The following is a 23,164-nucleotide window of genomic DNA, read 5'->3' on the forward strand; positions in this document are numbered from 1 at the left end:
AAACCGATTACTCGGCGGCAGCGGCGCCGTTCTTATCCTGGCGATCGGTGCGATCGGTGCGCTCGGCGATACGGGCCGACTTACCACGACGGTCGCGCAGGTAGTACAGCTTGGCGCGGCGGACGGCGCCACGGCGCACGACCTTGATGGAATCGATGTTCGGCGAATAGACCGGGAACACGCGCTCGACGCCTTCGCCGTAGGAAATCTTGCGAACGGTGAAGCTCTCCTGGAAGCCGCCGCCGGAACGGGCGATGCAGACGCCTTCATAGGCCTGCACGCGGCTACGCTCGCCTTCCTTCACCTTCACGTTGACGATAACGGTATCGCCGGGCTGGAAGTCGGGAATCGTCTTGCCGAGCTTGGCGATCTGCTCCTGCTCGAGCTGCTGAATGAGGTTCATTTTAAACTCCTGCCGTTGCGTGGCCTCGGGTTTATCCCAAAGTCCCCGCAGGATTTCGGCGTCCTGTTGTGAATTGGGGCGCGCTATACAGGAGTTTCGGGGGGTTGTCGAGCAGCGTTTGCCTTTTGCAAACGCCCCGCCGTCCTTCCGGGCCCGCCTACGGCGTCCCGGAATGACAAATGACAAGAGTGCGGCCCCGGGATGACGAGGTTCTCACCGCTCCAGCAAATCCGGCCGTCTCTCCCGCGTGATCCGCTCCGCCTCCTGCCGCCGCCATTTCTCGATGGCGGCGTGGTTGCCGTTCAGCAGCACGTCGGGAATGGAGCAGCCCTCCCATTCGCGGGGGCGCGTGTAGTGCGGGTATTCGAGGAGGTTCGTCTCGAAGCTCTCCTCATGGCCGGAGGCTTCCTTGCCCATCACGCCGGGCAGGAGCCGCACGCAGGCGTCGAGCACCACCATCGCGGCCATCTCACCGCCGGAGAGCACGTAATCGCCGATGGAGACCTCCTCCAGCCCCCTGCCCTCGATCACGCGTTCGTCGACGCCCTCGAACCTTCCGCAGACGATGACGATTCCGGGCCCCGCCGCGAGTTCGCGCACGCGGCTTTGCGTCAAAGGTTTGCCACGCGGGCTCATGAGCAGTTTCGGACGGGGATCGTCAGCAGAAACGGCGGCATCGATGGCGGAAGCCAGCACGTCGCAGCGCAGCACCATGCCGACCCCGCCGCCGGCCGGCGTATCGTCCACGTTACGGTGACGACCTAAGCCATGATCGCGGATGTTCCTTGCTTCCAGCGACCAGACGTTTCGCGCAAGCGCATCGCCGGACAGGGAGATGCCGAGCGGGCCGGGAAACATGTCGGGATAAAGGGTTAGGATCGTGGCGGAGAAGGTCACGCCTCATCCTCGGGTGCGGGATCCTTGGGTTCGGAACGCGCGGGCTCGAAGAAATCCTCCGGCGGCGCGATGACGATGCGCTTCCCGGCGATTTCGACCACCGGCACGAAAGCCTTGGTGAAGGGCAGGAACGCCGTCGGCCCCTTCGCGGCGGGAGCGATTTCGAGGAGATCGCCGCCGCCGTAATTGGGCACATCGACGATGGTGCCGACGACCGTGCCGGCCTCGTCCCGCACCGGCAGGCCGATGAGATCGGCCAGCAGAAACTCGTCTTCCTCCTCAGGGGGAGGAAGCTTGCTGCGTTCGAGAAACAGCTGAACGCGGTTCAACGCCTCCGCCGCCTCGCGCGATGCGACGCCTTCGACCTGCGCGATCAGCATGTCGGGCGCGTTGCCGGGAGCGGGCCGGGCATTCTTCAATGAAAGGGTTCGGCCCTGGGCGGTGAAGAGCGGGCGGTAGCCTGCAATTCCTGCCGGAACGGCCGTGTAGGATTTCAGCCGCACCTCGCCTTTCAGGCCATGGGCGCGGCCGAACTCGCCGACGAGGACGAGGTCGTCTCTCGCAGGCGCCGTCGGGCTCTTCTCCCCCTTGTGGGGAGGAGGTGGAGGTGGGGGTGTCAACGCGACATCTTTCATGTAGGCGCTGGCACCCCCACCCCTGCCCCTCCCCACAAGGGGGAGGGAAGAGGCGGAGCGCTGATGGGAGCGCTCCTTCTTCATGACGCTTACGCAGCCTCGCCTTCGGCCGGGGCGGCAGCGGCAGCAGCCTTCGCGTCGGCGCGCTCCTGGGCCTTCTTGCCCGGGACAGCCTTCTGCGGGTTGTTTCGCGGCGAACGCTTCAGGAGGCCGGCGGCATCGAGGAAGCGCAGGACGCGGTCGGTCGGCTGGGCGCCCTTGGCGAGCCAGGCCTGGACCTTCTCGGTGTCGAGAACGACGCGACCGGCATCGTCCTTCGGCTTCATCGGGTCGTAGGTGCCGACCTTCTCGATGAAGCGGCCATCACGCGGGGAGCGCGAATCGGCAACGACGATACGGTAATAGGGACGCTTCTTCGCGCCACCACGGGTCAGACGGATCTTGAGGGACATTGGTTTCTCCTTTAGTGTCCAGTTGAAGCCTCATGTGCCGCGTTTGTGTCTGTCAGAACGAGGCGAGACTTCAAAGTGTTGAGCGAGCGGTCCAATGGACGACTCTCGCCATCTGTGATGAGCAGAGGCTGGTTGCCGCTGTCGTCAGTTTCGAACGCAATGCTTTCGCCATTGTCATAAGTGAAGCAGATCCGTCGATCCGCTTCCGCAAAGACAGCGCGTTCGACTTCCTCCTCTCCGTCGTCGAATGAGACAAGTTCGGAGAAAATCTCGATTCTGGCGAGCCTATGGAGGCCGCCAGAGGATGCTAAGATCTCAGTGCCGCCCTTACGGGCATAGCCTTGTAGTTTCGGCCTCCATTCATAGCAGTTCGCAAACAGCCCAATGGGGAGCCGAGAGAGAATCCTGAACTCCCGAATGGCCCAGGAGCGGCGATGCTTTTCGCGGTCAACGACACCGCAAAGATAGAGGAACTGCTGCCGCCATGGGCGCTTCCGCTCGGCATGGTGCTCGAGGATGACGCCATGAGCATCGAAGAGTGAATTCAGGAAAACCCGCCCCTCTGGGACATTGAAGCGCACGAAACGTCCAACGAGCGAGGCCAGAAAAGCCTCGCTGCGCCGTGACAGCCTCACGGGAGGTTCAAGCGCCGCCAATGCGCTCACTTCTTCTTGCCTCCGAACGGGAAGCCTCCAAGCCCCGGTAATCCGGGAATCTTCGGCCCGCCGAGACCGGGAAGACCCGGCAAACCTTTGCCGCCGCCGAGGCCCGGCGGCATTGCGGGAAGTCCGCCGCCGGCGCCGCCCATCTGCTTCTGCAGAGCCTCCAACTGCTCCGGCGTCGGCTGGGGCATGCCGCCCATTCCGCCGCCCATGCCGAACATCTTGCCGAGCGCGCCGGCCATGCCCTTACCCTTGCCGCCGCCCATCATCTTCATGACGTCGGCCATCTGGCGGTGCATCTTCAAGAGCTTGTTGATGTCCTCGACCTTCATGCCCGAACCGGCCGCGATGCGTTTCTTGCGCGAGGCCTTGAGGATATCCGGGTTGCGGCGCTCGGCCGGGGTCATGGAATCGATGACGGCGCGCTGGCGCTTGATGACCTTGTCGTCGAGATTGGCGTTCTCGAGCTGCGACTTCATCTTGGCGATGCCGGGCAGCATGCCGAGCATGCCGCCGATGCCGCCGATCTTTTCCATCTGCGCCAGCTGATCGCGCAGGTCTTCCAGGTCGAACTTGCCCTTGCGCATCTTCTGCGCGAGCGCCATCGCCTTTTCCTGGTCGATATTCTCCGCCGCTTTCTCCACGAGGGAGACGATGTCGCCCATGCCGAGGATGCGGTTGGCGACGCGGGAAGGATGGAATTCCTCCAGCGCATCGACCTTTTCGCCCGTGCCGACGAGCTTGATCGGCTTGCCGGTGACGGCGCGCATCGACAGGGCGGCACCGCCGCGGGCATCGCCGTCCATGCGGGTTAAAACGATGCCGGTCACGCCGAGGCGCTGGTCGAAGGCGCGGGCGGTGTTGACCGCGTCCTGGCCGGTGAGCGCATCCGCGACGAGAAGCACCTCGTGCGGGTTGGTGGCCGCCTTCACTTCGGCGGCCTCCATCATCAGGCCCTCGTCCACCGTGACGCGGCCCGCCGTGTCGAGCATCACCGCGTCGTAGCCGCCGAGGCGCGCGGCCTCCATGGCGCGGCGGGCGATCTGCACCGCCGACTGGCCGGCGACGATGGGAAGCGTATCGACTCCGACCTGCTTGCCCAGAACCGCAAGCTGCTCCATGGCCGCCGGGCGGCGGGTATCGAGGGAGGCGAGCAGCACGCGGCGCCTGTCGCGATCCGTCAGGCGCTTGGCGATCTTGGCGGTGGTGGTCGTCTTGCCCGAGCCCTGCAGGCCGACCATGAGGATGGCGACCGGGGGAGCGGCATTGAGATCGATGACCTCCGCATCAGCGCCCAGCATCTCCACGAGCTGGTCATGGACGATCTTGACCACCTGCTGGCCGGGCGAGACCGACTTGACGACCTCCGCGCCGACCGCGCGGGCGCGGACCTTGTCGGTGAAGGAGCGCACGACCTCGAGCGCCACGTCGGCCTCGAGCAGGGCACGGCGCACCTCGCGAAGCGCGGCGTTGACGTCATCCTCCGTCAGCGCGCCGCGGCGGGTGAGGCTGTCGAGGATGTGGGAAAGTTTTTCGGAAAGGCCCTCGAACATGTCTATTCAATTCCTTTCGCGAGAAGCGGCACGTCGCGAAGGCTAAGTGCCTCATCGAAATGTCTGATGGCGGTCTCGAACTTGTCGCGGCAGCCGGGATTGCAGAAGCCGACGACCGCGCCCCGATAAAGGGCGAGCGAATCTGCCGCGATCGGCTTCCCCGACCACGGGCAGGTCTCGTTGACCGCGTCCTCGACGCGCAAGGTGTCGTCCGACATCGCCTTCATCCCTTCTTCGTCATGGCCGCACTTGATGCGGCCACCCACGTCTTTCAAGCACAAAGGCAAAGGCGTGGATGACCGGGACAAGCCCGGTCATGACGGGCGAGAGAAAGCCCAAATGAGAACGCGCCCGAGGGCGCATCGCGCTGTCGGGCGTTGACCTCCAGCCTCTCGGGCTGGGCGGCGGCTCATAGGGCTCGCTCTACAGATTTGAGGGCAGGACGTAAGGGGAAAAGGCGTCAGAGTCAAGAAAATGCAGAAAACGGAGTGCCCGAATGCGCCCTCCTTGTCATCCGCAGGCTGAGCGAAGCGAGGGAAGGGGATCCAGCTTCCAGCGTGGCGCTGTTAGATTCCCTTCCTCCGCTGCACTCCGGCCGGGAATGACAAGGAGAGTTCAACGGCCCTTGCCGAAAGAAGTCCCGCACCCCACGCTTAAAGCCTCGCCTGGAACAATTGCTTTTCATGAACCGCAAGCTCTTCAAGACTTTCAGCCGCCCTGCTCCACGCCCGCGCAATCCTTATTACCAGGGACCCGTGTCGGACCATTTCGACGGGGTGCGGTTCTTCTCGCCCAACCAGCCGCCGGACAAGAGCCTGAAGGACCTTCTGCGATGGCAGATGCAGCGGGACCGCAAGGCTTGGCCGCAAAGCCATCCGAGCCCATTCGTGGACAAGCCGCCCGCCTCCGTCCCGGGCCTGCGCAGCGTTCTGATCGGGCACGCCTCCTTCCTGATCCAGGCGGCGGGGCTCAATATCCTGACCGATCCGGTCTTCTCGGAGCGGGCGAGCCCGGTGTCGTTTTCCGGCCCGAAGCGGGTGAACCCGCCCGGCATCGCGTTTGAGGATCTGCCGCCCGTCCATGCGGTGCTGATCACCCACAACCATTACGACCATCTCGATCTCGAAACCCTGGGTCGGCTCTGGCAGCGCCACCGTCCGCGCTTCATCGCGCCGCTCGGCAACGATGCGATCATCCGCGCCGAGCATCCCGAGATTCCCGTCGAAGCGCGGGATTGGGGCCAATCCCTCGATCTGGGCCATGGGATCACGGCCCATCTCACCCCCGCCTGTCACTGGTCGGCGCGCGGCTTGCGCGACCGGCGCATGGCGCTCTGGTGCGCCTATGTGCTCACCACGCCCTCAGGCACGATCTACCATGTGGGCGATACGGGCTATGGCGACGGCAGGATCTTCCAGGACGTGCGCGAGCGCTTCGGCCCTCCCCGCCTGGCGCATCTGCCCATCGGCGCCTATGAACCGCGCTGGTTCATGCAGCCGCAGCACATGAACCCCGAGGAGGCGGTGCGCGCTTTCCGGGCTCTGGAAGCCGGACAGGCGCTCGGCCACCATTGGGGCACGTTCCGGCTCACCGACGAGGGCATCGAGGAACCGCCCCAGGCACTGGCGGCGGCCTTGGAGAAGGCCGGTTTTCCGGCGGAGCGGTTCAGGGCGCTACGGCCCGGAGAAACTTGGACGCCGTCAGCGTGAAGATCGGCTCCTCCAATCCGGCCGGGTCATCCACCAGACAGGCGACGCCCGCATCCAGAAGCTCCTGCCGGGAACCATAGCCCCAGGTAATGCCGATCGCCGCGATGCCATTGGTCCGGGCGCCGATGGCATCGTGTTCCCGGTCGCCGATCATGACGGCCGCTGTCGGATCAAAACGTTCAAGGGCCAGGATATGGCGGATCAGATCGCCCTTGTCGGTGTTGCGGTTATCGAGTTCGGAGCCGTAGATCTCGCGGAAGAAGCGCGACAGGCCGAAATGGTCGAGAATCCGCCGCGCATAGAGATGGGGCTTCGATGTCGCGACAAAGAGATGGATGCCCCGCTCCTGAAGGCCTTCGAGCAAGGCTGGAATGCCTGCATAGACCTCGTTCTCGAAAAGGCCGACGTCGCTGAAGCGCTCGCGATACAGACGCACGGCCTCGGGAGCTTCCGCAGCGTTCCCGAGGAGCTTCGTGAACCCCGCGATCAGCGGCGGGCCAATCATCCAGGTCAGCGCATCCGTGTCTGGAATGGGGCGGCCCAGCCTCTCAAGGGCATATTGAACGGAGCGGGTGATCCCTGTTTTCGGGTCGGTCAGGGTCCCATCAAGGTCGAAGAGAGCGATCATTCCTTCGGCTGAACGTAGATGTTGATCTCGAGATTGGTATCCGTGGGATCGGTCATCTCGGACACGTATTCCTCGATGAAGGCATCCTTCGCCACGATGTCCTTGGCGTCGAGATAGGCGGTGATGGTTTCGTAGGTGCCGTCGATCTCGTCATAGGCATCCTTGTGCACGAAGCGCAGGGCCTTGCCCTCCGGGGTCTTGCCGAACTTGATCTCGGAAGTGAGTTCGGTGCGCCCTTCCGGAATTTGCGCGATCGGGATCATCGCATCGTAGCGGAAACCCTTGTCGTCCGTATGGACGAAGACCGTCAGCGGCTTGCCGGCAGGCGCGATTCCGGCGCGCTTGAGCTCGTCCTCGATCTTTCGGAAGACGCCCTTGAGATTGGCGAATGCATCCTCCCAGTTGCTCGTGCCGGACAGGATCGCCGCAGGCTTCGCGGGCAGGACCACCTCTTCCACGCCCGTCGGGTCGCCGGGGGTCGGGATGAGGGCCGGCCGCGCCTCGGCTGCGGCGGGAGGCGCCGGGCTCGCAGGGGCGGGAACGGGAGCAGGCTGGGCCGTCGCGGGGGGCTGGGCCGGTGCCGGAGTTGCGGGCTGGGCGGGCGCCGGGGCAGGCTCGGCCTGCGCCGAGGCGGCCGGGGCGGCCTTGTCCGGCGGGGGTAGCGTGACCGGCGCCGGTGCGGGCGGAGGCGGCATGGCGGCTTCGGCGGCAGCTGGCGATGCGGCGCCCACGGCTGGCGGCGTCTGCGCGAGGGCCGATCCCGCGCTCAGGGTGGCAACAACGAGGCAAAGGACGGAAAAACGAAGCCGCATCAAGGGTCTCACCCATCGAATCACAAGGGATCTCTAGAGCACCATAGAGGCCTTTCTGTGAGGCCGCGAGGCCATGCCGCTAGCGCATCGTGCGGAAAGATGGCCCCGGTTTTTCGCTGACGCGGACCTTCGGTTCGCTCACAACGATGCGCCGCTTGAGACAAGGAGCATTGGATTGATCCCAAAAGTGGAATTCCACTTTTGGGTCCGATGCTCTAGGTCAGGCACCATCGGCAACGAGGGTCGGCGACGATTGCCCGGAGGGACGGCCGCCATTGCCGCAGGCTGCGTCGTTCCCTCTCGCGATTTCGCGATTTTTAGGCCATAAAGCGGCCCATGAGCGCCCTTGCGAACCACCGCTTTCTCAAAATGAACGGTCTCGGCAACGAGATTACCGTGCTCGATCTGCGCGGCACGCCCCTGCGCGTGAGCGCCGCGGAAGCGCGCGCCATCGCGGGCGATCCGCGCTCGCGCTTCGACCAGCTCATGGTGCTGCACGATCCCTTAACGCCCGGTACGGATGCCTATCTGCGCATCTACAACACGGACGGGTCAGAATCCGGCGCCTGCGGCAACGGCACCCGCTGCGTCGCCTGGGCGATGACGGCAGATCCCGTCATGCGCGGCCCCACGGGCGGCGGGCTCGTTCTGGAGACCAAGGCCGGGCTTCTGCCGGTGGAGCGCGTCTCCGAGACGGTGTTCACCGTCGATATGGGCCCTCCCCGCTTCGCCTGGAACGAGATTCCCTTGAGCACCGCCTTCGAGGACACCCGCGCCATCGCGGTCGAGACGCGTCTTCTGGACGCGCCGGAACTCACCAATCCCTCCGCCGTCAGCATGGGCAACCCGCATGCGATCTTCTGGGTCGAGGACGTACAGGCCTACGACCTGCCGGCGATCGGGCCGATACTCGAGCACGACCCGGTCTTTCCCGAACGCGCGAACATCTCGCTCGCTCAACTCCTGGGTCCCGAACATATCCGCCTGCGCGTCTGGGAACGCGGCGCCGGTCTCACCCGCGCCTGCGGGTCGGCTGCCTGCGCGACCCTCGTCGCGGCGGCGCGGAAAGGGCTGACGGGCCGCAAGGCGACGGTCTCGCTTCCCGGCGGCGATCTCCTGATCGCGTGGCGCGGGAGCGACGACCATGTGCTCATGACGGGACCGACCGAGATCGAACACGAAGGCGTGTTTTCGCCCGCCCTCTTTTCGCGCTTCGAGACGCGGCCTCAACATGAGGACATATCATGAGCGTCGAGGTCGTCACCTTCGGCTGCCGGCTCAACACCTACGAGTCGGAAGCGATGCAGCGCCACGCGGCGGATGCGGGCCTGGGCGAGGTCGTGATCGTCAATACCTGCGCCGTGACGTCGGAAGCGACGCGCCAGGCGCGCCAGTCGATCCGCAGGATCGCGCGGGAAAAGCCCGATGCGCGCATCATCGTCACCGGCTGCGCCGCGCAAGTAGAACCGGAAACCTTCGCCGCCATGCCGGAGGTTAGCCAAGTCGTCGGCAACCACGAGAAGATGAAGGCCGAGACCTGGACGGGACTGCGCGATTTCGGCATCGGTGCGAGCGAGAAGGTTCTCGTCAACGACATCATGGCGGTGAAGGAAACCGCCGTGCACCTGATCGACGGCATGCGCGGGCGCACCCGCGCCTTCGTGCAGGTGCAGAACGGCTGCGACCACCGCTGCACCTTCTGCATCATCCCCTACGGCCGCGGCAATTCCCGCTCCGTGCCCATGGGCGCGGTGGTGGAGCAGGTGCGCACCCTGGTGGAACATGGCTCCCGCGAGGTGGTGCTGACCGGCGTCGACATCACCAGCTACGGCAAGGACCTGCCGGGCGAACCGAAGCTCGGGGCGCTGGTCAAAAACCTTTTGCGGCACATCCCGGAACTGGAGCGGCTGCGCATCTCCTCCATCGATTCCGTCGAGGCGGACGAGGATCTCTTCGATGCCATCGCGAATGAGAGCAGGCTCATGCCGCACCTGCATCTGTCGCTGCAGGCGGGCGACGACATGGTGCTGAAGCGCATGAAGCGGCGGCATCTGCGCGCGGACGCGATCGCCTTCTGCGACGCGGTGCGCAGGCTTCGTCCCGACATGGTGTTCGGCGCCGACATCATCGCGGGCTTTCCGACCGAGACCGAGGAGATGTTTTCGCGCTCCCTCGACATCGTCGAGGAATGCGGCCTCACCCATCTCCACGTCTTCCCCTTCTCCCCCCGCCCCGGTACCCCCGCCGCGCGCATGCCGCAGGTCGCGCGAGATGCGGTGAAGGAGCGCGCGAAACGCCTGCGCGCAAAGGGCGAGGCGGCGCTCTTGAAGCATTTGGGAGAAGAGGTCGGTGCGAAGCGCAACGTGCTGATCGAGGCAGGCCAGCTCGGCCGGACGGAAGGTTTTACGCTCGTGCGGTTTTCATCGCCCGTGACGCCGGGCGAGATCGTGCCCGTCACCATCGCGGGACATGACGGCAAGGAATTGCTGGCGGCATAAAAACGACCCCGCGCGGCTTGTTATCGCCATCGCGGGGTCCGCCGATATCGCTACCGGTCTTGAGGCTCAACGACACAAGGCCGCGAGCAATCAATTCACATATGAATCAAGAGGTGGACTTTTTCAAGTGCCCGAGCCCGAGGCTGAAGAGGATCGCCTCACGAATCTCCTCCAGGTTTGCCGCCGAAACTTTCGGCTGAAGATACTTGCGCCTTCCCGTCTGGTCGCGCTCCGTCCTGAAAAGATCCAGACGGTCGAAACTGACTGTCGCGAGCATATCGGCCTTGGCCCACCAGACCGTTTGAGAGAACGGCTCCGGCAAAGCCTGCGGCAGTTCGATCCGACGCTGATAATTGACGTCGCGCCGAGGTGGTGTCCCGCTCAACGGAACGACGGTACACAATTGCTCGCGTTGAGGAAGGCGAGGAGAGACCACCACAGCGGGCCTGCGCTTCACCATTTCGGGCGGCTGAAATCCGGTCGAATAGTCACAGAGAAGGATCACCCCTGGAACCACGGGATATTTGAGGGGCATTTTTGTTCGAACAATCCGACGAATAATCTATCGTTTCATGAGAAGGTTAACTTCCTCTTGCATATGCGCCGGCACTGGCGCTTCCACCGTGATCGGCGCCTTCTTCGGATAAAGCGGCACCGTGATGCTGCGGGCGTGCAGGTGCAGGCCGGGACCGCCGAAGCGGGGGGCTGTGCCGTAAATCGGATCGCCGAGGATCGGGAAGCCGGAAGCGGCGCAATGGACGCGCAACTGATGGGTGCGGCCGGTGATCGGGCGCAGTTCGAGGAGCGTAAAGCGCTGTCCACCCTCCTCTGGAGAAGGTGCGCGCCCCAACACCCGCCACTTCGTCAGCGACGGCTGGCCTTTTGCGTCGACTTTCATCCACCAGCCGCGATCCGGCGATTTAGGGGCGAGCGGAAGGTCGATCTCGCCCTCCTCGCCTTCGGGTCCGCCCTCGACCACGGCCCAATAGACCTTGTCGATCTCGTTCTTTTTGAACAGCTCGTTGAGCCGCGCCAGGGCCTTGGCATGGCGGCCCAGCACCAGACAACCCGACGTATCCTTGTCGAGGCGGTGGACGGTCTCCGGGCGGCGCGGCAAACCGAAGCGGAGGGCGTCGAGATGGTGAAACAGGGTCTCGCCACCCTTGGGGCCCGGATGCACGGGCAAGCCGGCAGGTTTGTCGATCACGAGCATCAGGGCATCGCGATAGAGGATCTTCGACACTATCTCTTCCGCATTCATGATGCCTCGGCTATCGAGGCAGCACCAGCAAAGCAAGAGGCAAGACGAGACCCATGGCGGAAACAAAGCCCGACAAGCCCGGATTCCTGTCCCGCCTCTTCGGGCGTCAGCCAGAGCGCAGGCCTGAAGCCGCGCCGGGTGAGGCGAAAGGCCAGCCTGAGGCGATGCCCGCCCCGCCCGCGACCGGGGCCGATGATTTGGCCACCGCCCTCCCGACCGTCACGAGCGCATCCCCCGACACGGCGGATGAGGACAAGCTTCCGCCGGAACTGGCCGGGGCCGACCTGCAGCCCGTGGAAGGCGTTGAGCCGAAAGAGGACCTGAAGGAGCTTACGCCCGAGTCCGCGCCGGAGCCGCCCCCTGAGCCTCCCGCTCCTGAGCCTGTTGCCGCCCCCGCCGGGAACTGGTGGCAGCGCCTGACGGAAGGCATGCGCCGCACCTCCTCCTCCTTGTCGGAGAGCGTCACGGGCCTGTTCACCAAGCGCAAGCTCGACGCGGCGACCCTGGAGGAACTGGAGGATGCGCTGGTCCAGGCCGATCTCGGGGTCGAGACGGCGCTTCGCATCACCGAGGCGATCTCGGCGGGACGCTACAACAAGGAGATTTCGCCTCAGGAGGTGAAGGCCATTCTCGCGAGCGAGGTGGAAAAGACCCTGCTTCCCGTCGCGCTGCCCCTGACGATCGACCGGGCCCAAAAGCCCTTCGTCATCCTCATGGTCGGCGTGAACGGGGCGGGCAAGACCACCACCATCGGCAAGCTGTCGCAGAAATTCCGCGAGCAGGGCCTGAAAGTCATGCTCGCCGCGGGCGACACCTTCCGCGCCGCCGCCATCGAGCAGCTGAAAGTGTGGGGCGAGCGCGTCGGCGCGCCGGTGATCGCCCGCGCGCAGGGCTCCGATGCGGCGGGCCTCGCCTTTGACGCCCTGCAGGAAGCCAAGGCCAACGGCACGGACGTGCTTCTCATCGATACCGCCGGCCGGCTTCAGAACAAGGCCGGACTCATGGCCGAGCTCGAAAAGATCGTGCGCGTGACGAAGAAATTCGACGAGAGCGCGCCGCACGCGACGCTTCTCGTGCTCGATGCCACGGTGGGCCAGAACGCCATGAGCCAAGTCGAGCTGTTTAGAAAGGCCGCAGGCGTGACCGGCCTCGTGATGACCAAGCTCGACGGCACCGCGCGGGGCGGCATTCTCGTGGCGCTTGCCGCGAAATTCGGCCTGCCCGTCCATTTCATCGGAGTCGGCGAGAAGGTGGAGGATCTGGAGCCATTTGCCGCCCGGGATTTCGCTCGCGCCATTGCCGGGCTAGAAGAGGCGGCATGACGGAACCCGAGATGACAGAACCAAAGCGTCTTCCCCCGCTTCTCAAGCTAACCCTCGAAATGGGGCCGCTGGCCCTGTTCTTCTTCGCCAATGCCTATGCCGACCGGTTCGGCTATGCGGAAGGCCAGCGGATCTATGTGGCGACCGCCCTGTTCATCGCCGCGACCATCGTCGCGCTGAGCATCAGCTACGCGCTCATCCGCAAGCTGCCGATCATGCCGCTGGTCTCAGGCATCGTGGTGGTGGTTTTCGGCGGGCTGACGCTGTTCCTGCAGAACGACATGTTCATCAAGCTCAAGCCCACCATCGTCAACACGATGTTCGGGCTCGTGCTTTTGGGCGGCCTCTATTTCCGCAAGCCGCTGCTCGAAATCGTCCTCGACAGCATGTTCGAGCTGACTGAGGAAGGCTGGCGCAAGCTGACCCTTCGCTGGGCGCTGTTCTTCTTCGCGCTCGCGGCCCTGAACGAGATCGTCTGGCGCACGCAGACCACGGATTTCTGGGTCAGCTTCAAGGTGCTCGGCATCATGCCGCTGACCATCGCCTTCGCGCTCGCCCAGACGCCGCTTCTGCTGCGCTACGACGCCAGCAAGAAGACGGAAGAGGCTTAGAGCTTTCCATCGCCGCATTTTCCGCAAAACCGGAATCCACTTTTGCGGAAAATGCTCTAGGCTCCCGGCTTCATCAGCTGGATCGACCGTGTCACGCCCGGCAGGGGCGGATGTTCGATGGGGATCCAGCCGCTGGCCTCGCCGGCGGCCTCGACGACCTGGGTCGAGACGAGGAACGGGCAATCGACGGTTTTCGTCGCCTGCTCGATGCGGGCGGCTGTGTTGACCGTCTCGCCGAGCACGGTGAATTCGAGCCTTTCCTCGTCGCCCACCACGCCGCAGAACACCTCGCCCGTATGGATGCCGATGCCGATGCGCACCGGCGGGTCGAAGCCGCGCTTGGCATTCCAGCGGTCGATGAGTTCGAACAGGGTCCTGCCGCAGGCAAGTGCCCGGGCGGCGTCGGACGTGCCCTCCGTCGGCACGCCGAACAGGATCAGCGCCCCGTCGCCGGTGAACTTGTCGATGACGCCGCCATGCTTCGCGGCGGCCCGCATCACGCGGCGGCGGAAGGCGGAGATGAAGATGGCGAGCCGCGCCGGATCCATGGTTTCCCCGAAACTCGAGGAATCGCGCATGTCCACGAAAAGCAGGGTCACCGGGATGCGGCGCCCGGCGCGCAGGGAAGCGAAAGCCCGCTCGGAGAGAATGGGCGCAAGCTCGCGCGGGAGATAGCGGGTGAGGTTGAGCCGCAAGGTGGTCTCGCGCACCGCCCGCTCCAGCATCAGGCGCCCCTGGCGCGCGACGAGAATCAGGATCAGGGCGGTCGAGAACACCATGACGATGCGGACCAGATTGGCCTGCGCGGAGAACAGGCCGGACAGCTCCGCCAGGTCCTGGCGGCGCTCGTCCGGGCTCAGGAGGGCGCCACCGAAGGCGAGAAGCGAAAGGCCCCCCACATAGAGCGCCGCCACATAGGCCTGAAGGCGCGGATTGTAATGAATTGCGGTCGCCGCCATGGTGATCGGCACCACCCAGACGACGGGGAAGACCGCAAAGAATCCGCCCGGAACCCCGAGACCCCAATGGCTATAGGCCAGGTTCCCCAGGATCAGCATCGCATCCAGGCTTGCCGTCAGCGCGGGCAGTCTGGCGACGACGATGCGCCGCGAGGCCAGCCATATGCTTCCCCACCCCATGAACCCGAACAGGGCGAGGGTGATCTCCGCCGCCCAGATCTGATGGAGCGCGCCCCGGCTCGTGATCGTGACGCTGGATGTCGCCGCGACCACGGCGAAGAGCAGGAGAGCGGAGACCACGATGCGCGCAAGCCCCGCCCGGCGCAGGGCGGCATTGTCCGCTTCGCGGATGAGGCGCTCGGTGGTATCGCTCAGCATATGCCGCGTCCGCAGCTTGCTAAGCGAGGTCCAGGCAGACAAGAGAGAGGGGCGGAGGGGCACGGGCGTCTGTTCGCGTTAGAGCAGGAGCTTATGGAAAGTGGAGCAGGCTTTTTCGCATCGCGCGGCGGCACCGCCCGATGCGGCAGGCCCTGTCACCCGATTCTGGCAGAACAATGCCGGCCTCCCGATTGATGAACGGATACGATGATCCATGACCGCGACGCCTCACGCCATCGAAATCTATGTGGATGCCGATGCCTGTCCCGTCAAAGCCGAGATCTACAAGGTCGCCGAGCGCCATCGGATCAGGGCCTTCGTGGTAGCGAACAGTTTTATGATGATCCCGCAAAGCCCGCTCATCGAGCGGGTCGTGGTGAGCGACGGCTTCGACGCGGCGGATGACTGGATCGCCGAGCGGGCACGGCGCGGCGCCGTCGTGATCACCGCCGACATTCCGCTGGCCCATCGCTGCGTGACGGCGGGCGCGGATGTGATCGGCCCGACGGGCAGGCCTTTCACGGAAGCCTCCATCGGCATGGCGCTCGCCACCCGCAACCTGATGGAGGACCTGCGCGCCATGGGCGAGGTGAGCGGCGGGCCGAAACCGTTTTCGCAGAAAGATCGTTCAGCCTTTCTCTCCGCGCTTGATCTCGCGGTCGTGCGGCTCAAGCGGGCGGGGTTTGGCGGTTAGAACCACCGATAATTCACGGTGATTATTTGAACCGAAATATCCGGTCGGTAGAAGCGAATGGCTTGCATAACTTCTGCTTCGGATATTTTGAACACGAATTCGCTAAAGAGAATCTGCCTTCGACGTGGAGGTAGTATGCCAAAAAAACGCCGCCCCCCCCCATTCTTGACCGACAATCACAATATAGGGACCATAGGCTACTAGGCTATCGATCTTGCCCCAGGGAATGACGTGAAAGCCTGAATTGTCCAAACCTCCAATGCCTTCAGGACCAATTGAGAGGTCGGGCTTTTGATCGAAAGCATGAAGGACGCGCCGAACCGCCAATCTGATAATTTGGAGTCCTGCTCCAAGTAGGAACGAGAGCCTGATCCAGATCGGCAGCTTCATGAATAAAACGAAGAATATCCACACGAAGAGAGCGGCGACCCATCCGCGCCTTCCTCTTGTGAAATCGGGCGTCTGGGGCATCCAATCCGGATAGAGGGAGAGATACCAGGCGAAGACTAGGATCGGGCCAGCAAGAACTACAACAGTCAGCAAAAACAGAGCCGGTGTACGCCAGCGGCAGAGATAATAGACTTCGCTCGTCGTCCATCTATTGGCGGTAGAGTCATCTGTGTGATCGGACAAGGGCCGTCGCTCTCGGCAATATTATTTCGGAAATAATATTACCTCTCCGAGACGACTCGCAACTTCTCCCTGAACCCTTCGAAATTCTCCGGCGTCAGGGGCCCGATATGCTTGTGGCGGATCGTGCCGTCCGGGCCGACGATGAAGGTTTCCGGCACGCCGTAGACGCCCCAGTCTATGGAGACGCGCCCGTTCGGATCGGTGCCGACTGCGGAAAACGGATTGCCCAGCGAGCCGAGGAAGCGGCGGGCATTGTCCGGGTTGTCCTTCTGGTTGATGCCCACCACCCGGATCGACGGATCCTTGGCGAGTTCCACGAGGAGCGGGTGCTCCTGGCGGCAGGGGGCGCACCAGGACGCCCACACATTCACCACCGTGACCCCGCCCTTCAGATCCTCGTTCGAGAAGCCCGGCACGGGCTTTCCATTCGCCAGAAGCCCCTCAAGAGGTTCGAGCTTGAAAGCGGGAACCGGCCTTCCGATGAGAGCCGAGGGAATTTGCGAAGGATCGCCGCCGCCGAGGCGGAAAAGAAAGATCGTCGCGAGCCCGATGAAGACGAGCACGGGCAGGAGGAAGATCAGACGGCGGCGCGGCCGTGCAGCCGCCGCCTCAGCCACGGCGTGATCTCCGGCCGACGCCGCGCGCCTCGAGATCGGCGAGCGCGCGGAGCTGGATGCGATGATCGACGACCGCGCGCAGGATCAGCCCTGCCACGACCAGGGCCGTGACGGCATAGGCACCAATGATGAAGAGAGCGTGCGAATTCATGTTCATGCGGCCTGCGCATCGAGGCGCTCGGCCTCGAGAATGGTGAGGGTGCGAACCCGGCGGCGCAGGATTTCGGTGCGCATGCCGGCAAGATGCAGGCTCACCCCGAGCAAGGTGAAGCCCACGGCCATCACGAGCAGCGGAACGAGCATGGAGGAATGGATCGTCGGCCCGCCGAGGCGGAACACGGAAGCCGGCTGATGCAGGGTGTTCCACCAATCGACGGAGAACTTCACGATCGGCACGTTGACCGCGCCCACGAGGGTGAGGATCGACACCGCCCGCGCGGCGCGGTTCGGCTCCTCGATGGCGCGCCACAGGGCCAGGATGCCGAGATAGATGAGCAGCATCACCAGCATGGAGGTGAGCCGCGCATCCCATTGCCAGTAGGTACCCCACATGGGCTTGCCCCAGAGCGAGCCGGTGACGAGACAGATGAAGGTGAAGGCGGCCCCGATGGGAGCCGCCGCCTTCTGCGAGACATCCGCCAGGGGATGGCGCCAGACCAGGGTGCCCAGCGCCGAGGCGGCCATGGTCATGTAGAAGAACAGGGACAGCCAGGCGGCCGGGACATGGATATACATGATCCGCACCGTCTCGCCCTGCTGGTAATCGGCGGGCGCCGTGAACCAGGTCATGTAGAGGCCCACGCCTAACAGCAGCGCCGCCGCCCCTGCCAGCCAGGGCAGAAGGCGACCGCTGAAGTTCATGAAACGGGTCGGGTTGGCGAGATCGCGGATCATGGTTTTCGATGTAACGGGCTCAGGCAGCGCCTGCAACGAGAGGATTGCCGCAAGTCGATCACATAAGCTTCATAGCCGTTCAGGGGTACCGCTTCACCTCTCCCTCAGAGGGGGTATTCCAGTACTCCATCCTGCACGCGATCCCGGCTCGCCTTCGGCGTCCGGGATGACATCCATGCCGACGCTGCCTTTAATCGGCCATGCAAAGTGCTCTATAAGATTTGCACCTTTGTTGCGGAGAGCTCATGCGCCTCTTGTCCTCAAGCCTTTTCGCGCTTGCCGTCCTGGCTTCTCCCGCAGCCACGGCGCAGACCCCTTCCCTTCGTCTGCCGGTCGCCTGCGAGATCGGCCGCACCTGCTTCATCCAGCATTATGTGGACCGGGACCCCTCGCCGGAGGCGCAGGATTATCGATGCGGCACGCTCACCTACGACGCCCATAGCGGCACCGATATCCGCCTGCCGAGCATGGCCTCACAGAAGGCAGGCGTAGCCGTGCTCGCCGCCGCCGACGGCAAGGTTTTGCGCGTCCGCGACGGGATCGAGGATGTTTCCGTCGCCGGGCGCGGCCGCGAGAGCGTCGAGAACGCCGAATGCGGCAACGGCGCCCTCATCGACCACGGCGATGGCTGGCAAACGCAATATTGCCATATGGCCAAGGGCAGCCTTGCGGTCCGCCCCGGCGACAACGTGAAGGCGGGCGACAGGATCGGGCGGGTCGGCCTCTCCGGCATGACCGAGTTCCCGCATCTGCATTTCACTGTTCGCAAGGATGGCAAGGTCGTCGATCCCTTTGCCTACGGTGCCACGGAGAAATCCTGCGGCGGCGGCACGTCGCTGTGGGACGAATCCCTGCGCCGGGTCCTCGCCTATGCGGCCGGCAGCGTTCTCAACAAGGGCTTCGCCCCCGGCCCCGTGACCATGGAAGCCATCGAATCGGGCGCGGCTGAAAAGGATCCGCCGGTCACCATGTCGCCCGCTCTCGTCGCCTATGTCCGCGCCATCGGCCTGAAGGGAGGCGACGAGCAGGTGCTGACCCTGTTCGATCCGGACGGCAAGCCGATCGCCCAGAACAAGGCTCCGCCCCTCGACAGGGCCAAGGCGCAATGGATGGCCTTCGCCGGCATCAAGCGCCCCGAGGGTGGCTTCCGCCCCGGCCTCTACCGGGCCGTCTACCGGGTGATGCGCGACGGCAAGCCGGCCATCGAGCAGGCTTTTGGGATCAGCTTGCGGCCATAGCACCGTCATTCCGGGGCGGCGTTCACTCCCCCGACCGCAGGGCCGCCGCCGCGCCCACCGTGCCGACCACGGCGGCGATGAGCGACAGGGCGACGAGGATCAGGAACGGGGTCGCGAAAGGCACCGTTCCTCCAACCGCCGCATTGGCCGCCGACACGCCGAAGATCAGGGTCGGGATCATGAAGGGCAGAACGAGAATCGCCAGGATCAGCCCGCCTCGCCGCAAACTCGCGGTGAGCGCAGCCCCGATGGCCCCGATGAAGGTCAGCGCGGGCGTTCCGACCAGAAGCGTCACGATCATTGCAAGCATGGCGTCCGGCGACAGGGCCACAAGCAGCCCGAAGAAAGGCGCGGCGAGCGCGAGCGGCAGGCCCGTGGTGAGCCAATGGGCCAGAACCTTGGCGATCACCACCACTTCGAGGGGTGCCGGAGCGGAGCGCAGGACATCGAGCGACCCATCCTCTTCGTCTGCCTGAAAGAGCCGGTCGAGACCTATAAGCGTGGAGAGCACCGCGGCAATCCAAAGAATGGCCGGGCCGATCCGCGAGAGCAGGTTGAGATCCGGGCCCAAAGCGAAAGGGATCAGCGTCACGATCGCCAAAAAAAAGATGAGCCCCATCATTCCCGAGCCGCCGATCCGCGCGGCAAGCTTAAGATCGCGCGAAAGAAGCGCCCAAGCGGTCCGAATCATTGCATGAACCCGCTTTGAGGCTCGACGTCGGTCATGTCCCGCCGAAGCTCCAGGATTCGGGTGTGACTGAGCTTGATGGGCTCATGGGTCGCCAAAACGAGGATTCCGCCCTGAGCCATGAAATGCGTCAGGCGCCCCCGGATATTCTCGCGCGAGATGGCGTCCAGCGCGTTCAAGGGTTCGTCCAAAAGCCAGATTTTTCGATGGGAGGTGTAGAGCCGCGTCAGAGCCAGCCTCCGGCGCTGGCCTGCGGAGAGATACGCGACGGGCAGATGGGCTTGCTCCTCGAGGCCCATTTCCAAAAGCAGGATGCGTTCCCGATAGTTCCGACCCAGTGGACCGTCGCGGTCCACATCCAAAAACCACGGACTCTGGAACAGCTGATACCAATGTCGTACATGCTCGAGCACGGTCATGCTCGGCTTGAGCGCGTCCTTGATCCCCACGAAATGCACCTGCTCGGCTCGGTCTCTTTCGGGATCGCCCCCCTCCTGGACGATGCGACCAGCCGCCGGCTGGAGAAGGCCTGCCAGGATTCGCAGAAGACTCGTTTTACCGACGCCGTTGCGCCCCGTGAGAATGAGGCCGCTACCCCGTTCCAAGGTAAACGACAGGTCGTGAAACAAAGTTCGCTCACCCCTGACGCAGGCGAGGTTTTCAACAATCAGTCTCAAGCGGCCCGTCCTTGCCCTGAATCCACCCCAGAATGGTTCTAAACTGTGTAGCGGGGTCGTTCGAAATGATCTATACCACCCTCGGCTGCGCCGCGCGCCAAGGCGTCCAATCCGCTTCGCGCGCTTCTCCCCTGTCCGGGCACCCCCGGAGCGGCGCGCGCTTATCGCGCTTTCGGCCGAACAAACCGTTCGTAACCCAAATGCACGCGAGGATTCGCCGTGACGCTCTCAAACAGCTTTAACGCTCGCCAGACCCTCAAGGTGGGCGACAAGAATTATACCTATTACTCCCTCGCCGAGGCCGAGAAGAACGGCCTCAAGGGCATCTCGCAGCTGCCCTTTTCGATGAAGGTTCTGCTCGAGAACCTGCTCCGCTACGAGGATGGCCGCACCGTCAAGAAGGCGGATATCGAGGCCGTTTCCGAATGGCTCGTCAACAAGGGCAAGGCCGAGGTTGAAATCGCCTATCGCCCCGCCCGCGTCCTGATGCAGGACTTCACCGGCGTGCCTGCCGTGGTGGACCTCGCCGCCATGCGCGACGCCATGAAGAACCTCAACGGCGACCCGCGCAAGATCAACCCGCTGGTTCCGGTCGATCTCGTCATCGACCATTCGGTGATCGTCGACGAGTTCGGCACGCCCAAGGCCTTCGACCGCAACGTGGAGCTGGAATACCAGCGCAACGGCGAGCGCTACCGCTTCCTCAAGTGGGGCCAGTCGGCCTTCGAGAACTTTTCCGTGGTGCCCCCCGGCACCGGCATCTGCCACCAGGTGAACCTCGAATTCCTGTCCCAGACGGTCTGGACCCGCAAGGACGTGGCCGGCGGCGCGGATATCGCCTATCCGGACACCCTCGTCGGCACCGATTCGCACACCACGATGGTGAACGGCCTCGCCGTTCTCGGCTGGGGCGTCGGCGGCATCGAGGCGGAGGCCGCCATGCTCGGCCAGCCGGTCTCGATGCTGATTCCCGAAGTGATCGGCTTCAAGCTCACCGGCAAGCTCCGTGAGGGCGTCACCGCCACCGACCTCGTGCTCACCGTCACGCAGATGCTGCGCAAGAAGGGCGTGGTCGGCAAGTTCGTGGAATTCTTCGGCCCCGGCCTCACCGACATGACGGTGGCCGACCGCGCCACCATCGGCAACATGGCCCCCGAATACGGCGCGACCTGCGGCTTCTTCCCCATCGACCAGAAGACCATCGACTACCTGCGCACGACCAGCCGCACGGACGAGCGCATCGCCCTCGTCGAAGCCTATGCCAAGGACCAGGGCATGTGGCGCACGGCGGAGACCCCCGATCCGGTCTTCACCGACACGCTCGAGCTCAACCTCAACGACGTGGTGCCGTCCCTTGCCGGCCCGAAGCGTCCGCAGGACCGTGTTACACTCGACAACTCCAACGCCGATTTCCGCAATGCGATGGAGAAGGAGTTCCGCAAGGCCGCCGAACTGGGCAAGCGGGTCAAGGTCGAAGACGCCAATTTCGATCTCGGCCACGGCGACGTGGTGATCGCAGCGATCACCTCCTGCACCAACACCTCCAACCCGAGCGTGATGATCGGCGCAGGGCTCCTCGCCCGCAACGCGGTCGCCAAAGGCCTCAAGACCAAGCCGTGGGTGAAGACCTCGCTCGCGCCCGGATCGCAGATCGTCGAGGAATACTTCAGGAAGGCCGGCCTTCAGGGCGATCTCGATGCGCTCGGCTTCAACCTCGTCGGCTTCGGCTGCACCACCTGCATCGGCAATTCCGGCCCGCTGCCGGAGAACGTGTCGAAGGCGATCAACGACAACGACCTCGTCGCCGTGTCGGTGCTCTCGGGCAACCGCAACTTCGAGGGCCGCGTGAACCCGGACGTGCGGGCGAACTACCTCGCCTCCCCGCCCCTCGTGGTGGCCTATGCGCTTGCCGGCTCCATGCTGGTGGACCTCACCACGGAGCCGCTGGGCATGGGCTCGGACGGCAAGCCGGTCTATCTCAAGGACATCTGGCCGTCTTCCGCCGAAGTGCAGGAGTTCATCGACCGCACGATCAGCAGCGAGCTGTTCAAGTCCCGCTATGCGGACGTGTTCACGGGCGACGCCAACTGGAAGAAGGTGACGGTGGAGCCGGGCCTGAACTACCAGTGGACCATGGGCTCGACCTATGTGCAGAACCCGCCGTATTTCGAGGGCATGACGAAGGAGCCGAAGCCGGTCACGGATATCGTGAACGCGCGCGTCCTCGGCCTTTTCCTCGACTCGATCACCACCGACCACATCTCGCCCGCAGGCAATATCCGCGCCAACTCCCCGGCCGGTAAATACCTGCTCGAGCATCAGGTCCCGGTGTCGGAGTTCAACCAGTACGGCACCCGTCGCGGCAACCACGAGGTGATGATGCGCGGCACCTTCGCCAATATCCGCATCAAGAACCAGATGGTGAAGGACGAGACCGGCAACGTGGTGGAAGGCGGCTACACCATCCATCAACCGAGCGGCGAGCGGATGTTCATCTACGACGCCGCCATGCGCTACCAGGAGGAGGGCGTGCCGCTGGTCGTCCTCGCCGGCAAGGAATACGGCACCGGCTCCTCCCGCGACTGGGCGGCGAAGGGCACGAACCTGCTCGGCGTGCGCGCCGTGATCGCGGAGAGCTTCGAGCGCATCCACCGCTCGAACCTCGTCGGCATGGGCGTGGTGCCCTTCGTGTTCGAGGGCGACACATCCTGGCAGTCGCTCGGCCTCAAGGGCGACGAGACCGTCACGATCCACGGCCTCGCCGGCGACCTGAAGCCCCGCCAGCGCATGGAAGCGGAAATCAAGTCCGCCGACGGCTCGGTGAAGAAGGTGCCGCTGGTCTGCCGCATCGATACGCTCGACGAGCTGGAATACTTCCGCAACGGCGGCATCCTGCACTACGTGCTGCGCCAGCTCGCGGCTTAAAGCGCGCAAGCCTGAAGT

The 23,164-nt window shown here is 64.4% G+C and carries 26 protein-coding genes; 8 read left to right on the forward strand and 18 right to left on the reverse strand.

Going from position 1 to position 23,164, the window contains the following annotated elements:
• Positions 1–7: 7 nt before the first annotated feature.
• The 7 genes from rplS to AB4Y97_RS08880 form a co-directional block, all read right to left on the reverse strand.
• The gene (gene rplS, locus AB4Y97_RS08850; protein ID WP_441998659.1) at positions 8–403 is read right to left on the reverse strand and encodes a 50S ribosomal protein L19; all 396 of its coding nucleotides are present in this window, start codon (positions 401–403) and stop codon (positions 8–10) included.
• A gap of 213 nt (positions 404–616) precedes the next feature.
• Entirely contained in the window at positions 617–1,300 is a 684-nt protein-coding gene (gene trmD / locus AB4Y97_RS08855) for a tRNA (guanosine(37)-N1)-methyltransferase TrmD (RefSeq protein ID WP_441998660.1), read from the reverse strand.
• Entirely contained in the window at positions 1,297–1,935 is a 639-nt protein-coding gene (gene rimM, locus AB4Y97_RS08860) for a ribosome maturation factor RimM (protein WP_441998661.1), read from the reverse strand. Before rimM ends, trmD begins: the two co-directional genes overlap by 4 nt.
• An 89-nt stretch (positions 1,936–2,024) precedes the next feature.
• The gene (gene rpsP / locus AB4Y97_RS08865) at positions 2,025–2,387 is read right to left on the reverse strand and encodes a 30S ribosomal protein S16 (protein WP_441998662.1); all 363 of its coding nucleotides are present in this window, start codon (positions 2,385–2,387) and stop codon (positions 2,025–2,027) included.
• 11 nt (positions 2,388–2,398) lie between these two features.
• Complete coding sequence (locus tag AB4Y97_RS08870; RefSeq protein WP_441998663.1) at positions 2,399–3,043, reverse strand: hypothetical protein; 645 nt, start codon at positions 3,041–3,043, stop codon at positions 2,399–2,401.
• Between the two features lie 5 nt (positions 3,044–3,048).
• The gene (ffh, locus tag AB4Y97_RS08875; RefSeq protein ID WP_441998664.1) at positions 3,049–4,602 is read right to left on the reverse strand and encodes a signal recognition particle protein; all 1,554 of its coding nucleotides are present in this window, start codon (positions 4,600–4,602) and stop codon (positions 3,049–3,051) included.
• Between the two features lie 2 nt (positions 4,603–4,604).
• Positions 4,605–4,829, reverse strand: coding sequence for a glutathione S-transferase (locus tag AB4Y97_RS08880; RefSeq protein ID WP_441998665.1), 225 nt, complete (start codon positions 4,827–4,829; stop codon positions 4,605–4,607).
• Between the two features lie 456 nt (positions 4,830–5,285).
• Here AB4Y97_RS08880 and AB4Y97_RS08885 point away from each other — a divergent pair, with 456 nt between their 5' ends.
• Positions 5,286–6,311, forward strand: coding sequence for an MBL fold metallo-hydrolase (locus AB4Y97_RS08885; protein ID WP_441998666.1), 1,026 nt, complete (start codon positions 5,286–5,288; stop codon positions 6,309–6,311).
• Here AB4Y97_RS08885 and AB4Y97_RS08890 read toward each other — a convergent pair.
• Both AB4Y97_RS08890 and AB4Y97_RS08895 read right to left on the reverse strand, forming a co-directional pair.
• Complete coding sequence (locus tag AB4Y97_RS08890; RefSeq protein WP_441998667.1) at positions 6,268–6,939, reverse strand: HAD family hydrolase; 672 nt, start codon at positions 6,937–6,939, stop codon at positions 6,268–6,270. The two genes, AB4Y97_RS08885 and AB4Y97_RS08890, sit on opposite strands and share 44 nt — an antisense overlap.
• Positions 6,936–7,751: a GyrI-like domain-containing protein gene (locus AB4Y97_RS08895; protein ID WP_441998668.1), complete on the reverse strand. Its 816-nt coding sequence runs from the start codon at positions 7,749–7,751 to the stop codon at positions 6,936–6,938. The genes AB4Y97_RS08890 and AB4Y97_RS08895 overlap by 4 nt, the downstream gene beginning before the upstream one ends.
• Positions 7,752–8,087: 336 nt before the next feature.
• On the opposite strand from AB4Y97_RS08895, the gene dapF reads away from it, so the two are divergent.
• On the forward strand, positions 8,088–8,999 hold the full coding sequence (dapF, locus tag AB4Y97_RS08900; protein ID WP_441998669.1) for a diaminopimelate epimerase: 912 nt from the start codon (positions 8,088–8,090) through the stop codon (positions 8,997–8,999).
• A complete protein-coding gene (gene mtaB, locus AB4Y97_RS08905) occupies positions 8,996–10,249 on the forward strand; it encodes a tRNA (N(6)-L-threonylcarbamoyladenosine(37)-C(2))-methylthiotransferase MtaB (protein WP_441998670.1) in 1,254 nt (417 codons plus the stop codon). The genes dapF and mtaB overlap by 4 nt, the downstream gene beginning before the upstream one ends.
• Positions 10,250–10,355: 106 nt before the next feature.
• On the opposite strand, the gene AB4Y97_RS08910 is transcribed toward mtaB, so the two are convergent.
• Both AB4Y97_RS08910 and AB4Y97_RS08915 read right to left on the reverse strand, forming a co-directional pair.
• Positions 10,356–10,784 carry a type II toxin-antitoxin system PemK/MazF family toxin gene (locus tag AB4Y97_RS08910; RefSeq protein ID WP_441998671.1) on the reverse strand — a complete coding sequence of 143 codons (429 nt, stop codon included), beginning with the start codon at positions 10,782–10,784 and terminating at the stop codon, positions 10,356–10,358.
• 27 nt (positions 10,785–10,811) lie between these two features.
• Positions 10,812–11,510 (reverse strand): RluA family pseudouridine synthase, encoded by a 699-nt coding sequence (locus AB4Y97_RS08915; protein ID WP_441998672.1) that lies wholly within the window; start codon positions 11,508–11,510, stop codon positions 10,812–10,814.
• A gap of 53 nt (positions 11,511–11,563) precedes the next feature.
• Between AB4Y97_RS08915 and ftsY the strand changes: the two genes are divergently transcribed.
• Together ftsY and AB4Y97_RS08925 are read left to right on the forward strand one after the other, a co-directional pair.
• Entirely contained in the window at positions 11,564–12,832 is a 1,269-nt protein-coding gene (gene ftsY / locus AB4Y97_RS08920) for a signal recognition particle-docking protein FtsY (RefSeq protein WP_441998673.1), read from the forward strand.
• Between the two features lie 11 nt (positions 12,833–12,843).
• Positions 12,844–13,443, forward strand: a complete 600-nt coding sequence (locus AB4Y97_RS08925) for a septation protein A (RefSeq protein ID WP_441998674.1) — start codon at positions 12,844–12,846, stop codon at positions 13,441–13,443.
• 56 nt (positions 13,444–13,499) lie between these two features.
• On the opposite strand, the gene AB4Y97_RS08930 is transcribed toward AB4Y97_RS08925, so the two are convergent.
• The gene (locus tag AB4Y97_RS08930) at positions 13,500–14,780 is read right to left on the reverse strand and encodes an adenylate/guanylate cyclase domain-containing protein (RefSeq protein WP_441998676.1); all 1,281 of its coding nucleotides are present in this window, start codon (positions 14,778–14,780) and stop codon (positions 13,500–13,502) included.
• 214 nt (positions 14,781–14,994) lie between these two features.
• Between AB4Y97_RS08930 and AB4Y97_RS08935 the strand changes: the two genes are divergently transcribed.
• Positions 14,995–15,474 (forward strand): YaiI/YqxD family protein, encoded by a 480-nt coding sequence (locus AB4Y97_RS08935; protein ID WP_441998677.1) that lies wholly within the window; start codon positions 14,995–14,997, stop codon positions 15,472–15,474.
• A gap of 102 nt (positions 15,475–15,576) precedes the next feature.
• On the opposite strand, the gene AB4Y97_RS08940 is transcribed toward AB4Y97_RS08935, so the two are convergent.
• Genes AB4Y97_RS08940 through AB4Y97_RS08955 form a run of 4 tightly spaced genes read right to left on the reverse strand, consistent with a single transcriptional unit; the run spans position 15,577 to position 17,618 of the window.
• Positions 15,577–16,107 (reverse strand): hypothetical protein, encoded by a 531-nt coding sequence (locus AB4Y97_RS08940; RefSeq protein WP_441998678.1) that lies wholly within the window; start codon positions 16,105–16,107, stop codon positions 15,577–15,579.
• Positions 16,108–16,145: 38 nt separating this feature from the next.
• On the reverse strand, positions 16,146–16,724 hold the full coding sequence (locus tag AB4Y97_RS08945; protein WP_441998679.1) for a DsbE family thiol:disulfide interchange protein: 579 nt from the start codon (positions 16,722–16,724) through the stop codon (positions 16,146–16,148).
• Complete coding sequence (gene ccmD / locus AB4Y97_RS08950) at positions 16,717–16,881, reverse strand: heme exporter protein CcmD (RefSeq protein ID WP_441998680.1); 165 nt, start codon at positions 16,879–16,881, stop codon at positions 16,717–16,719. Before ccmD ends, AB4Y97_RS08945 begins: the two co-directional genes overlap by 8 nt.
• Positions 16,878–17,618, reverse strand: coding sequence for a heme ABC transporter permease (locus AB4Y97_RS08955; RefSeq protein ID WP_441998681.1), 741 nt, complete (start codon positions 17,616–17,618; stop codon positions 16,878–16,880). Before AB4Y97_RS08955 ends, ccmD begins: the two co-directional genes overlap by 4 nt.
• 245 nt (positions 17,619–17,863) lie before the next feature.
• On the opposite strand from AB4Y97_RS08955, the gene AB4Y97_RS08960 reads away from it, so the two are divergent.
• On the forward strand, positions 17,864–18,856 hold the full coding sequence (locus AB4Y97_RS08960; RefSeq protein WP_441998682.1) for a M23 family metallopeptidase: 993 nt from the start codon (positions 17,864–17,866) through the stop codon (positions 18,854–18,856).
• A gap of 22 nt (positions 18,857–18,878) precedes the next feature.
• On the opposite strand, the gene ccmB is transcribed toward AB4Y97_RS08960, so the two are convergent.
• Both ccmB and ccmA read right to left on the reverse strand, forming a co-directional pair.
• A complete protein-coding gene (gene ccmB, locus AB4Y97_RS08965) occupies positions 18,879–19,547 on the reverse strand; it encodes a heme exporter protein CcmB (RefSeq protein WP_441998683.1) in 669 nt (222 codons plus the stop codon).
• Complete coding sequence (ccmA, locus tag AB4Y97_RS08970) at positions 19,544–20,221, reverse strand: heme ABC exporter ATP-binding protein CcmA (protein WP_441998684.1); 678 nt, start codon at positions 20,219–20,221, stop codon at positions 19,544–19,546. The genes ccmB and ccmA overlap by 4 nt, the downstream gene beginning before the upstream one ends.
• 219 nt (positions 20,222–20,440) lie before the next feature.
• Between ccmA and acnA the strand changes: the two genes are divergently transcribed.
• A complete protein-coding gene (acnA, locus tag AB4Y97_RS08975) occupies positions 20,441–23,146 on the forward strand; it encodes an aconitate hydratase AcnA (protein WP_441998685.1) in 2,706 nt (901 codons plus the stop codon).
• Positions 23,147–23,164: the final 18 nt, after the last annotated feature.

This window comes from Microvirga sp. 2TAF3, from assembly GCF_052114965.1.
Taxonomy (GTDB): domain Bacteria; phylum Pseudomonadota; class Alphaproteobacteria; order Rhizobiales; family Beijerinckiaceae; genus Microvirga.